We start from the raw sequence: 11,677 nt of genomic DNA on the forward strand, positions 1-11,677 counted from the left end.
AGCCTCATACTTTCGCGCTTCCGCGACACAACTCAAGCCCCTGTATAACCGGGGGCCTCAAGCGCGGGTCGAGGCCAGCGGGCCGAGACGACCGCGCCGCCGCGACGACCATTGCGGAAATCCACCGTCGCGCCGGTTCGTTCCAGAAGGGTCTTGGCGATGAAGAAGCCCAGCCCCATGCCGATATGGCCCGTGCGCGAGCCTTCGGCGCCCGGCCGGGTGGTCACGTACGGCTCGCCCAGCTTGGCCAGCACTTCGGGCGAGAAGCCGGGGCCGTCGTCGCGCGCCTCGATGACGATGTAGCGGGGGTCGAAGCGGGCGATGACGATCACCTCGCCCCGCGCGAAGTCGACGGCGTTCTCGACGATCGAGGTCATGGCGTGGATGATCTCGGGCCGCCGCCAGATGTCGGGCGCGGTCTCGCCGGCCGGGCCGTTGACCACGGCCTCGACGCGGATGCCGTGCACCATGTGCGGTTCGATCACGTCCTGGACCAGCTGGACCAGGCTCATGCGTTCGTGCACCGCGTCCTGGGCCTCGGGCATCTCGGTCAGGCGCTGCAGGATCTCGCGGCAGCGGGCGGCCTGGCCGATCAGCAGCTCGGCGTCCTCGCGGACCTCCGCGTCGGTGGTGTTGCGGGCCATCTCGCGCGCCACCACCGAGATGGTGGCGAGCGGCGTGCCCAGCTCGTGCGCCGCCGCCGCCGCCAGGGCGCCCAGGGCCGACAGCCGCTGCTCGCGGGCCAGCACCGTCTCGGCGACGTTCAGGGCCAGCTCCATCCGCGCCGACTCGCTGGCCGCCTGCCAGGCATAGGCGCCGGACACGACGATGCCGACGACGCGCGCGGCGACGATGGTCCACTGCATGCGCGGACCGGGATCGAACGCCGGCTGGCCGCTCGCGGTCGGCAGGGGCATGTGAAACACCGCCAGCAGCACCGTGGCGGCGATGGCCAGGGCGCCGAGCCCCAGGGCGTAGCGGGCCGGCAGGGTCGCCGCGGCCAGGGTGACGGGCGCGATCAGCAACAGCGAGAACGGGTTGTAGGCGCCGCCCGTCAGATAGAAGAGGCCCGAGAGCTGCAGAATGTCGAAGGCGATCTGCGCCGTCGCCTCGCCGTCGCGGGCCAGTCGCTGACCGGTGGACGCCAGGCCCAGCAGCACATTGAGCCAGGCCGACAGGGCGATCAGCGAGAAGCACAGCGCCCAGGGGATATGCATGTTCAGCGCCAGGCCGCAGGCCAGCAGGATGGCGGTCTGGGCGACCACCCACCCCCAGCGCTGCGCCAGCAGGGTGCGCACCCTTAAGCGTCCGCGACGCAGCCCTGGCGCGGTCCACGACCAGGCGTCGTCTTGCGCCGGGTCTTCGCCCGGCTTATCGAGCCCCGTGTGACGTCGATCGTCGGGCGCTCTCGCGAACGAAACGTCAGCCATGCGCGCACAATCGTCCAGAACCGCGCGCGTGGCGAGAGTAAAAGGATGAAACGCACATGGTCCGCGGCCGACTTGTCCTCATTTTGGCGTGCGTCCTGGCCCTGGCCGTCACGGCGGGCCTGGCCTGGAACGCCGGGGTGTTCCGATCCGAAGCGCCGGCGGCGGTCGGCGGTCCGTTCCAGCTGGTCGACCAGAACGGCGCCCCGACCACCGAGAAGGCGCTGAAGGGCAAATGGAGCGCGGTGTTCTTTGGTTTCACCTATTGCCCCGATGTCTGCCCGGGCACGCTGCAAGGCCTGTCGGCGGCCAGCGATCAGCTGGGACCCAAGGGCAAGGACTTCCAGATCGTCTTCGTCTCGATCGATCCGGGCCGCGACACGGTCCAGCAGATGAAGACCTATCTGTCGGCGCCCTATGTGCCGAAGTCGACCCTGGGCCTGACGGGGACGCCCGAGCAGGTCGCCGTCGCGGCCAAGGCCTACAAGGTCTATTACGCCAAGGTCGGCGACGGCCCCGGCTACACCATGGATCACTCCACGGCGATCTACCTGATGGACAAGAAGGGGCGCTTCAAGACGGTGATCCCCTACAACCTGCCGCCCGACGAGATCGCCCGTCGGATCAAGGACGCGATGCGCGAGGGGTGAAACGGAGCGGCGCTTGGCCGCCGGAGGTCGCGCGATGCCGAAGACCATCTTGAAGCATGAGCGCCTGAAGGTCGGGCTGGGTCTGTTCCCGCTGGGAATCGCGGCGGGTTGCGCCGCGATCATGGGCTTTCGCTGAGCTCGACGACGCGCGGCGGGGTGACGCGGCGTCCATCGTGACAAAAGCTAGACTCCGTTAGGCTTCAGCATGCTATGTTGCGATGCAATATCGCGGATGCGCCATGCTTTACGCCCTGCATGAGGCGGCTTACTACGCCTCGACTCCGATGCGCCTCGCGGCGCGAGCGGCCCGGGATTTCTGGGGATCGCCGCTGAATCCCGCCGCCGACTCGGCTCTGGGCCGCCGCCTGCACGCCGGCGCGGACCTCTTCGCCAATGTCACGCGCCGCTATGGCAAGCCCAAGTGGAACATCGACACGGTCAAGGTCGGCCAGGTCGATGTCCGCGTGCGTCCGACCGTGGTCTGGGAAAGCCCCTGGGCGCGGCTGATCCAGTTCGACCGCGACATGGCCGACATGCGCCGGGCCGGCAAGTTCAGCCTGGATCCGGCCGTGCTGATCGTCGCCCCCCTTTCGGGGCACTACGCGACCCTGCTGCGCGGAACGGTCGAGGCCTTCCTGCCCGACCACGCCGTGTTCATCGTCGATTGGGTCAACGCCCGCGAGGTCTCGGTGCTGGAGGGGCGCTTCGACTTCCACGACTATATCGACCACGTGATCCAGATGCTGGGCGTCCTGGGCCCGCGTCCCAATGTCGTGGCCGTCTGCCAGCCCGGCCCGCCGGTGCTGGCCGCCGCCGCCCTGATGGCCGAGCAGAACCACCCCTCGCGCCCGGCCAGCATGACCTTCATGGGCTCGCCGATCGACGCGCGCCTGTCGCCGACCGTCACCAACCAGCTGGCCGAGGAAAAGCCGTTCACCTGGTTCCAGTCGAACATGATCTACACGGTGCCGCCGCCCTATGCGGGCGCGGGACGGCGCGTCTATCCGGGCTTCGTCCAGCTGGCCAGCTTCATGAGCATGAACGCCGAGCGCCACCAGGAGGCCCACCGCCGCTACTTCAACGACCTGGTCAAGGGCGACGGCGACAGCGCCGACAAGCACCTGGAGTTCTACGACGAGTATCTGTCGGTGCTGGACCTGACCGAGGAATTCTATCTCCAGACCATCGACATCGTCTTCCAGCAGTATCTGTTGCCCAAGGGCGAGCTGGTTCATCGCGGAACGCCGGTGCGGCCGGAGGCCATCACCGACATCGGCCTGATGACGGTCGAGGGCGAGAACGACGACATCTCCGGCATCGGCCAGACCCAGGCCGCGCACGGCCTGTGCCCGAACATCCCCGACGACATGAAGCTCGACTACGTCCAGCCCAATGTCGGCCACTACGGCGTGTTCAACGGCCGCCGGTTCCGCGAGGAGATCTATCCGCGGGTGCGCAAGTTCATCCGCAAGTGCGATCCGCATTTCGCGGAAGAGGCTTGATCCTCGCACCGATCTTCCCCGCGAAAGCGGGGATCCAAGCGGACTTTCGCTTTGGAGCATGGCCGAGCTTCGATCCTCGGGCTCGGCTTGGGTCCCCGCTTTCGCGGGGATGAACGGGAGATGGTTGCGCGGAGCGCCGGCGCACCCGATCTTCAACCCCGATGTTCGCGCTCAAGGCTCAACGCTTCTCCGACGGTGATCGACTGGAGATCGGCGGCTGGCCGGTGCGGCTGCGGGTCGATGGCCGGGCGCGGCGGATCTCGCTGCGCGTCGATCGGGCCAGGTCCGAGATCGTCGCCCTGTCTCCAAACGCCCGGCGGCTGAACGAGGCCGTCGCCTTCGCCCAGGAGAAGGCCGGCTGGATCGCCAAGCAGCTGGCGGCCCTGCCCCAGCGCATGAGCCTCGCCCCCGGCGGCGTGCTGCGCCTCAATGACCGTCCCTACCGCCTGGAGGTCGCCCCCGGGCGCGCGCGGATCGAGGCCGCCCATCCCGGAGGGCCGCGCATCGTCGCGCCGGACGATCCCAACTGGGGGCTGAAGGTCATCCGCCTGGCCAAGCGCGAGGCGCTCTCCGTGCTGACCGAGCGCACCGCGGTTCACGCGGCCGCTCTGGGCCGTCCCATGCCGTCCGTGGCCGTGGCCGATCCCAAGGCCCGTTGGGGCTCCTGTCGTCCGGCGACCGCGAAAGCCCCGGCGGCGATCCGCTACAGCTGGCGGCTGATCCTGGCGCCGGCGGCGGTGGCCGACTATGTCGCCGCCCACGAATGCGCCCACCTGATCGAGGCCAATCACGGCCCGCGCTTCTGGGCGCTGTGCGAGACGCTGGTCGGCGATCCGGCGCCGCACCGTGCCTGGCTGCGGGCTCACGCGGCGGAGCTCCACGCGATCGGGGCCTGAAGCCGAGAGATGCTCCCCCGCATCGCGGGGGAGCTGTCACGAAGTGACTGAGGGGGCGAGCGCCGGCTAGGCCGAGTTGACCCCCTCCGGCCCTCTGGGCCACCTCCCCCGCATCGCGGGGGAGGATCTATCAATAGGGCAGTTGGTCCGCCGGCGGCGGGGCGCCGGCCGGGGTTTCGGCGGCGGGGCCTTCCGGGGTCGGCGGGGTGTTGACCAGATCGCCGATCGGATCGGCCGGCGCGATCGGCGGCGGTTCGACGACGCCGCCGGGGATCGGGGTGGCCTTCAGGCGCGGCAGGGCGGCGGCCATGAAGGTGCGCCAGATCTCGGCCGGCGCGCCGCCCCCGGTGACGCGCTTCATCGGCGTGGCGTCGTCCTTGCCGGTCCAGACGGCGGTGACGAAGCCGCCGGTGTAGCCGACGAACCAGGCGTCCTTGTAGTCGCTGGTCGTGCCCGTCTTGCCGGCGATGTCATAGCCGGCGACCTTGGCGCGCGTGCCGGTGCCGGAGTTCACGACCTCGCGCATCATCTGGTTCATGTACTGCAGGCCCGGCGAGCCGATCACGGCCGAGCGGGCTTGTTTCTCGACGCCGTGGTCGTACAGCACCTTGCCGCTGGCGGTGCGGATGCGCTCGATGCCGTAGCCCTTGGCCAGGAAGCCGCCGTTGGAGAACGGGGCGTAGGCCTGGGCCATCTCCATCGGCGAGACCTCGACGGCGCCGAGCGCCATCGACGGGTCGAGCTGGATCTTGCTGGTGATCCCCAGGCGCCGGGCGGTGTTGGCGACGTTGCTGGTGCCGACCTCGTTGGCCAGGCGGGCGGCGACGGTGTTGATCGACTGGGCCAGGGCCGTCTGCAGGGTGATCTGGCCCAGATACTTGCCGGTGTAGTTCTTGGGCTCCCAGTTGCCGATCTTGATCGGCTCGTCGACGACCTGCACGGCGGGGGTGCGGCCGGCCTCCATGGCGGTCAGATAGACGAACGGCTTGAACGCCGAGCCGGCCTGGCGGCGGGCGGTGGTCGCGCGGTCGAACTGGCTGTCGGCATAGTCGGCGCCGCCGACATAGGCCCGGATCCGGCCCTCGCCGTCGATGGCCACCAGCGCCGCCTGCTGCACGCCCTGGGCGGCGTGCCCCTCGACGCCCAGCTTGACGGCGCGCTCGGCCGAGACCTGGATCGGCAGGTCCAGCGTGGTCTCGACCACCAGGTCCTCGGTCGGTTCGCCGACCAGCGAGCGGACCTGGGCGTCGATATAGTCGGTGAAGTACTGGGCGCGCTGGTTGGCCAGGGTGGCCGAGACCTGGACCGGGGTCTTGAAGGCGTCGTCGCGCTCTTCCGGCGTGATCGCCTTGATGCGCACCATCTCGTCGAGAACGATGGTGGCGCGGCGGGCGGCGCGATCCTTGGCCGAGACCGGCGAATAGCGGGCCGGACCCTTCATCATGCCGGCCAGCAAGGCGGCCTCGCCGACGGTCAGCTGGGCGGCGGGCTTGTTGAAATAGCGCTGCGAGGCGGCCTCGATGCCATAGGCGCCGGCGCCGAAATAGACCCGGTTCATATAGAGGGCCAGGATCTGCTTCTTGCTGAACCGCATCTCCAGCCAGATGGCCAGGATCAGCTCCTGGGCCTTGCGGCGATAGTTCTGGGCCGGGCTCAGGAACAGATTCCGCGCCAGCTGCTGGGTGATGGTCGAGCCGCCGCGCTGGGGCCCGTCGTGGGTGGCGTTCCACGCCAGCGACCGGACGATGCCCCAGGGGTTGAAGCCGAAGTGGTGATAGAACTGGCGGTCCTCGATCGCCACGAACGCCGCCGGCACGTATTTGGGCAGGGCGTCGATGTCGACCGGCGGCGCGTACTGGCTGCCGCGCACGGCCAGGAGGGCGCCCGAGCGGTCCAGATAGTTGATCGAGGGCTGGCGCTTGACGTCGTACAGCTTCGAGGTGTCCGGCAGGTCGCTGGCGAACACGGCGAAGAACGCCACCGCGAAGATCAGCCCCCAGACGCCGACCACCGTGCCCCAGTAGACGAGGGCCTGGAGCGGGGTGCGCTGCGGCTTGGCCGCCTTGTTCCCGCCGAAGGGTCCGTTCGCCATGGTCGTGTCGTTCCTGTCGCGCCGCGATCCCGCGCGCTTCCGTTTAGCCGATGGCCACAGAACGCGCGACAAGATTGACGAGAGGTGAACGCGCGATGCGGCGTTCTCGTGGCGCTTGGGCGCGGCTCGCGATATGCTGCCTGAAGTTGAGCGCGTGAGGAAGGGCGTCAGGTCTCGCTTGGCCCGGGCGCGCGACGCTGCCAAAAGAGCCGCCGTGTACGTTCCTCCCGAATCTCCCCGGCTCGACCACGCCCGCGACGTCCTGCGGCGCACGTTTGGCCATGCCGATTTCAGAGGGCTGCAGGCCGGGGTGATCCTGGAGCTCCTGGAGGGGCGCAGCGCCATGGCCGTGCTGCCGACCGGCGGCGGCAAGAGCCTGTGCTACCAGATCCCGTCGCTGATCCGGCCGGGCGTGGGCCTGGTGGTCTCGCCGCTGATCGCCCTGATGGCCGACCAGGTCCAGGGCCTGCGCCAGGCGGGCGTGGCGGCCGAGCGCCTGGACAGCAACATCTCGCTGGACGAGCGGTCGGACATCTGGCGGCGCATCGACGCCGGCGAGGTCGACCTGCTCTATCTGTCGCCCGAGGGGCTGATGCAGCCCTGGATGCTGGATCGCCTGGGGCGCACGCCGCTGGCCCTGATCGCCGTCGACGAGGCGCACTGCGTCAGCCAGTGGGGCCACGACTTCCGGCCCGAATACCGGATGCTGGGGCGTCTCGCCGAGCTCTTTCCCGACGTCCCTCGCCTGGCGGTCACCGCCACGGCCGACGCCCGCACCCGCGACGATATCCGCGCCGAGCTGCGGCTGGACGGCGCGGCCGAGTTCGTCGACAGCTTCGCCCGCCCGGAGCTGGCGTTGTCGGCCGAGCGCAAGCGCGGCAAGGGCCACGACCGCGTCGTCGAGCTGGTGCTGGAGCGGCCCGGTCGGTCGGGCGTGATCTATGCCGGCTCGCGCGACGGGACCGAGAAGCTGGCCGAGAAGCTGAACGCCGAGGGCGTGCCGGCCCTGGCCTACCACGCCGGCCTCGACAAGGCCGTGCGCGCGCGCCGCCTGGAGGACTTCCTGGAGGCCGACGCGGCGGTGATGGTGGGGACCATCGCGTTCGGCATGGGCGTCGACAAGCCCGACGTCCGCTATGTGATCCACGCCGACCCGCCGGCCGCGATCGAGGCCTATTGGCAGGAGGTCGGCCGGGCCGGGCGCGATGGCCAGCCCGCCGAAGGCATCACCCTCTATGGTTCGGCCGACATGGCCTGGGCCAGCCGCCGGATCGAGACCCGCGAGGCCCCCGACGAGGTCAAGCAGGTTCAGGCCCGCAAGCTGCGGCAGTTCTACGCCATGCTGGAGGGCGTCACCTGCCGGGCGGCGGCCGTCCGCCGCTATTTCGGCGAGGAGGGCGTGGCGCGCTGCGGGGTCTGCGACGTCTGCGTCTCGCCGCCAGCGGCGGTCGACGCCACCGAGGCGGCTCAGAAGGCGCTGTCGGCCGTCCACCGCATGGGCGGCCGCTGCGGGCGCGGGCGGATCATCGACCACCTGCTGGGCAAGACCAAGGACGTCACCCCGCAGGAGGCCCAGATGCCGACCTTCGGCATCGGTCGCGAGTTCGGCCCCTCGGCCTGGCGCGACCTGCTCGACACCCTGATCTTCGAGGGGCTGCTGCGCGAGGATCCCAATGACGGCCGGCCGCTGATCGGCCTCGGCGATGTCGAGGGCGTGCGCCAGGTCTATCGCGGCGAGCGGCGCGTGGCGCTGCGCCAGTCGACCGAGGCGCCGGAGACCGGCCGGACCGGCGCGGCCCGCAAGCGGCGCGAGGGCAAGGCCCTGACGATCCCGCTCGAGAACCAGATGCTGTTCGAGGCGCTGCGGTCCTGGCGCAAGGAGCAGGCGCAAGCCCAGCACGTCCCGCCCTATGTGATCTTCCACGACGCGACCCTGGCCGAGATCGCCGCCGCCCGACCCGCGACCCTGGCGGCCCTGGGCAAGGCCGGCGGCGTGGGCCAGGGCAAGCTCGATCGCTACGGGGACGCGGTTTTGAAGGTCGTGCGCGAGAACTAATCGGCGGGATGGGTGTTGGTACGGGGCAAGCCGAGGAGCCTCCCCCATGACCGACGTCACCAGCTTCACCCCGACCGACACCTCGTCCGCCGCCGCCCTGGGCGATGGCGCCAAGAAGGCGACCGCCGAGAAGACCAAGCAAGCCAAGGAAGCCGTCGCCAAGGCGGTCCAGTCGGCGCGCGAGACCGCCACCGAAGTGGCCCAGCAGACCCGCACCTTCGCCGCCGAAAAGGCCAAGGTCGGCGCCGCCTGGACCCGCGACAAGGCCCAGGTGGCGCACGGCGTCGCCGAGGAGCACCCGATCGGCGTGGCCCTGGCCGCCTTCGCGATCGGCTTGGGCGTCGGCGCCTTGCTGGCCCGTCGCGACTAGTTAGAGCCCAAGGCGCTCGGCGTGCACGCCCGCGGCCCGCAAGGCCGCGAGGCGGGCGAACGCCAGCGTCAGGGCCTTGCGACGCGCCGGCGCCAGCACGGCGACCGGCGCCTCGCGCACGACCGCGCCGCCGAAGCCGTCGGCGACGAACAGGCCGGGCTCCTCGGGCAGGATCCCGTCCGGGAAGTGCGGCGCCACGGCGAAATAGAAGGCGTCGCAATAGGGCGCGTATTCGCCCCACTTCCGGTCGACCCGGAAGTCCTCCAGCCCCGACTTGACCTCGACGATGACGATGTCGCCCTTCGGGCCCAGCGCCATCAGGTCGGCGCGGCGGCCGTTGGGAAGGGTCACCTCGGCCAGCGGCGCGTAGCCCAGATCGACCAGCAGCCGCGCGACCCCGCGCGTCACCGCCAGCGTGGTCTCCGGCCGGCTGGGCGAGAGCGCGGAGGGCTCGGGCCGCGGAGGCCGCATGTCGATGATCACGTCCACGCCGCGATCATGTTCCAGCTTTGTTCGACTGGCAAGTGGCGGCGGCGTCTCAGCGCTTGGGCGTGTAGACGTATTCGTGCTGAGCATCCTGCATGACCAGCGCCGTGAACTTGTCGCCCGGTCGCGTGCTCAGGGACCAGCCGGTGATCGTCGGGTCGAGCATGACCAGATTGGTGCTGCCGTCCTCGTTCTTGCGCGTCCCCATGCGGCTGGAGAAGCTGCCGAAATCGAAGATCACGCCGCCGTCGGCCTGGCGCTTGACGTCGATGAAGCCCAGTTCCGGGCTCTCGTAGCGGCTGGCCAGCTGGGCGACGACCGCCGGATCGGGTGGGATGGCGGTGAGCGACCGCTCCTTGGCGAGATTGGCGCGATAGGCGGACGCGCCCGTTGTCACGGTCGCCGAAGCCTCCGGGCGGGCGTCGTAGAGCAGCTCCACCAGCCGGCGCCGCGTGGCGTCGAGGATCGGCCAGGCCTCCTCGCTGTTGAACAGCATCACCAGGCCGACGCCGGCGTCGGGCAGGATGATCCAATCGGTCTTGTAGCCAGGCATCGCCCCGCCGTGGTGGACGATCTTGACGCCCCAGCGCGACGAGGTTTCCAGGCCCATGCCGTAATAGGTGGCCTCGCCGGTGACCATGCCCTGGTTGCGGCGGGCCAGCAGGGCGTCGGCGCTGACCAGCCGGCCGCCGCCGGGCAGCACGCCCTCGCGCAGCTCGTTCAAAGCATAAAGGGCCAGGTCATGGGCGCTGGACCAGGCGCCGCCGGCGGGCCGCGCGAAATAGATGCTGTCGCTCTTGTCGACCGTGCCGACCGCCATCTTGCCGTCGGCGTCGAAGCCGTGCGGATCGGCGTGATCGCCGCCGACGGCCACGGCCTTGCTGAAGGTCGTGTCCTTCATGCCCAGCGGCTCGAAGACATAGGTCCGCATGGCCTTGTCATAGGCCGCGCCGGTCTCGACGCCCGGATAGGCCACGTGGCCGGCGACATAGCCCGCCGCCGACGCCAGCAGGTTGCTGTATTGGAAGGCCTCGCCGAACTTGGTCGTCGGCTTCATCGGCGCGAGCAGCTTGAAGGCTTCGTCGGCGGGCGTATCGACGCCGCCGGTCATGATCCACTCCAGATCCTGTCGCGGCATGCCGGTGCACGCGCAGATCAGGTGGCGGATCTTCATGACGTTCAGCACGGCCGGGTCGCCGATCTTGAAGGTCGGGTCGGCCTCGACCACGCGCTCGTCCCAGTTCAGCTTGCCGGCGTCGACCAGGCGCGCCATCAGCAAGGTCGTCATGCCCTTGGTGTTCGAGGCGATCATGAACCGGGTGTGGGCGTCGATCGGCGCGGCCTGGCCCAGGGTGCGAACCCCCATCCCGCCTTCCTCGACGACGCCGTTACGATCGATGAAGGCATAGGCCATGCCGGGGATCGCGTAGGCGGCCATCGCGTCGGTCCAGAAGGCCTTGATCGCCGCGCGCGCCTTGGCGTCGAACGGTCGGGCGGTCTTGCCGGCGAAGTCCTCCGCGGCCACCCCGAGGGGGCGGAAGGTGTCGATCATCACCCGGATCTGGCCCGAGCGCTTGTCGACGGTCGCCTCGGGGCCGCTGGCGACCAGGACGGTCCAGGCCTTGTCGCGCCGATAGGCGTTGGCGACCAGGAACAGCTTCTCGTCGGGCGAGACCTCATATTCGGTGTGCCAGGTTTCGTCCCAGCCCTCGCGGGCCGCGCGCTGGGTGCTGAAGCGAACCTTGCGCGCGAAGCTCGGATCGACGGCCGCCCAGGCCTTCAAGACCGCGTCGGCGGCGTTCGACGCCGCGCCGATGTCGATGACGACCAGCCGCACGTCGCCTTCGGGCGAGACGGTCCGCACACGGCCGGGCGCGACGTCGGTGGTCCAGCCGTCGGGCGCCTCGAAGGCGGCGATCGCCGTCGAGCGCGGATCGGCGAGGCTAGCCCCCGACAGCGCCGCCCAGAACATGACGGCGGCGAACGACAATCCCAGACCACGCATCGGCGCCCCCTCGCGACCTAACGGCGTTAGCCGAGCAGGCCCGAGATCGGCGAGAAAGGCAAGAGAGGGGCTTTAGGGCTGCGCCTGCTTCGTCGGCCGCAGCAGCCCCACGTCATAGCCCAAGGCCTTGGCCCGCGCGGTCAACGCCTCGCGGTCGGCCTGGGTCGGGAGCTTGCGCGACAGCAGCCACAGA

At 70.0% G+C, this 11,677-nt stretch carries 9 protein-coding genes and 1 pseudogene; 5 read left to right on the forward strand and 5 right to left on the reverse strand.

Features of this window, described 5'->3' with window-relative positions; translation table 11 throughout:
• Window positions 1-32: 32 nt before the first annotated feature.
• Window positions 33-1,430, reverse strand: a complete 1,398-nt coding sequence (locus tag Q0V34_RS16800) for an ActS/PrrB/RegB family redox-sensitive histidine kinase (protein ID WP_297514163.1) — start codon at window positions 1,428-1,430, stop codon at window positions 33-35.
• 56 nt (window positions 1,431-1,486) lie between these two features.
• Between Q0V34_RS16800 and Q0V34_RS16805 the strand changes: the two genes are divergently transcribed.
• From Q0V34_RS16805 to Q0V34_RS16815, 3 genes are all read left to right on the forward strand, one after another.
• Window positions 1,487-2,077 carry an SCO family protein gene (locus Q0V34_RS16805; RefSeq protein WP_297514166.1) on the forward strand — a complete coding sequence of 197 codons (591 nt, stop codon included), beginning with the start codon at window positions 1,487-1,489 and terminating at the stop codon, window positions 2,075-2,077.
• Between the two features lie 239 nt (window positions 2,078-2,316).
• Window positions 2,317-3,579, forward strand: a complete 1,263-nt coding sequence (locus Q0V34_RS16810; RefSeq protein ID WP_297514168.1) for a polyhydroxyalkanoate depolymerase — start codon at window positions 2,317-2,319, stop codon at window positions 3,577-3,579.
• 161 nt (window positions 3,580-3,740) lie between these two features.
• The gene (locus Q0V34_RS16815; RefSeq protein ID WP_297514171.1) at window positions 3,741-4,475 is read left to right on the forward strand and encodes a SprT family zinc-dependent metalloprotease; all 735 of its coding nucleotides are present in this window, start codon (window positions 3,741-3,743) and stop codon (window positions 4,473-4,475) included.
• A 130-nt stretch (window positions 4,476-4,605) separates the two neighbouring features.
• On the opposite strand, the gene Q0V34_RS16820 is transcribed toward Q0V34_RS16815, so the two are convergent.
• Entirely contained in the window at window positions 4,606-6,567 is a 1,962-nt protein-coding gene (locus Q0V34_RS16820; RefSeq protein WP_297514174.1) for a transglycosylase domain-containing protein, read from the reverse strand.
• A 214-nt stretch (window positions 6,568-6,781) separates the two neighbouring features.
• Here Q0V34_RS16820 and recQ point away from each other — a divergent pair, with 214 nt between their 5' ends.
• Together recQ and Q0V34_RS16830 are read left to right on the forward strand one after the other, a co-directional pair.
• Window positions 6,782-8,623 (forward strand): DNA helicase RecQ, encoded by a 1,842-nt coding sequence (gene recQ / locus Q0V34_RS16825; protein ID WP_297514177.1) that lies wholly within the window; start codon window positions 6,782-6,784, stop codon window positions 8,621-8,623.
• A gap of 46 nt (window positions 8,624-8,669) precedes the next feature.
• A complete protein-coding gene (locus Q0V34_RS16830) occupies window positions 8,670-8,993 on the forward strand; it encodes a hypothetical protein (protein WP_297514180.1) in 324 nt (107 codons plus the stop codon).
• Here Q0V34_RS16830 and mmcB read toward each other — a convergent pair whose 3' ends face one another.
• The 3 genes and pseudogenes from mmcB to Q0V34_RS16845 all read right to left on the reverse strand — a co-directional run.
• Window positions 8,994-9,464 (reverse strand): DNA repair putative endonuclease MmcB, encoded by a 471-nt coding sequence (gene mmcB / locus Q0V34_RS16835; protein ID WP_297514186.1) that lies wholly within the window; start codon window positions 9,462-9,464, stop codon window positions 8,994-8,996. It lies immediately after the preceding gene.
• Window positions 9,465-9,531: 67 nt separating this feature from the next.
• Window positions 9,532-11,484 carry a serine hydrolase gene (locus Q0V34_RS16840; RefSeq protein ID WP_297514183.1) on the reverse strand — a complete coding sequence of 651 codons (1,953 nt, stop codon included), beginning with the start codon at window positions 11,482-11,484 and terminating at the stop codon, window positions 9,532-9,534.
• 72 nt (window positions 11,485-11,556) lie between these two features.
• Window positions 11,557-11,677: pseudogene (locus tag Q0V34_RS16845) on the reverse strand (lipocalin family protein); the annotation flags it as partial.

The organism is uncultured Caulobacter sp. (genome assembly GCF_947036865.1).
GTDB lineage: Bacteria > Pseudomonadota > Alphaproteobacteria > Caulobacterales > Caulobacteraceae > Caulobacter.

What these genes read in the sequence shown, in the direction of transcription:
- Q0V34_RS16815 (WP_297514171.1), top strand. Translation starts at nt 3,741, where the DNA reads ATGTTCGCGCTCAAGGCTCAACGCTTCTCCGACGGTGATCGACTGGAG.
- mmcB (WP_297514186.1), bottom strand. Translation starts at nt 9,464, where the DNA reads ATGCGGCCTCCGCGGCCCGAGCCCTCCGCGCTCTCGCCCAGCCGGCCG.
- Q0V34_RS16840 (WP_297514183.1), bottom strand. Translation starts at nt 11,484, where the DNA reads ATGCGTGGTCTGGGATTGTCGTTCGCCGCCGTCATGTTCTGGGCGGCG.
- Q0V34_RS16830 (WP_297514180.1), top strand. Translation starts at nt 8,670, where the DNA reads ATGACCGACGTCACCAGCTTCACCCCGACCGACACCTCGTCCGCCGCC.
- Q0V34_RS16810 (WP_297514168.1), top strand. Translation starts at nt 2,317, where the DNA reads ATGCTTTACGCCCTGCATGAGGCGGCTTACTACGCCTCGACTCCGATG.
- Q0V34_RS16820 (WP_297514174.1), bottom strand. Translation starts at nt 6,567, where the DNA reads ATGGCGAACGGACCCTTCGGCGGGAACAAGGCGGCCAAGCCGCAGCGC.
- Q0V34_RS16800 (WP_297514163.1), bottom strand. Translation starts at nt 1,430, where the DNA reads ATGGCTGACGTTTCGTTCGCGAGAGCGCCCGACGATCGACGTCACACG.
- Q0V34_RS16805 (WP_297514166.1), top strand. Translation starts at nt 1,487, where the DNA reads ATGGTCCGCGGCCGACTTGTCCTCATTTTGGCGTGCGTCCTGGCCCTG.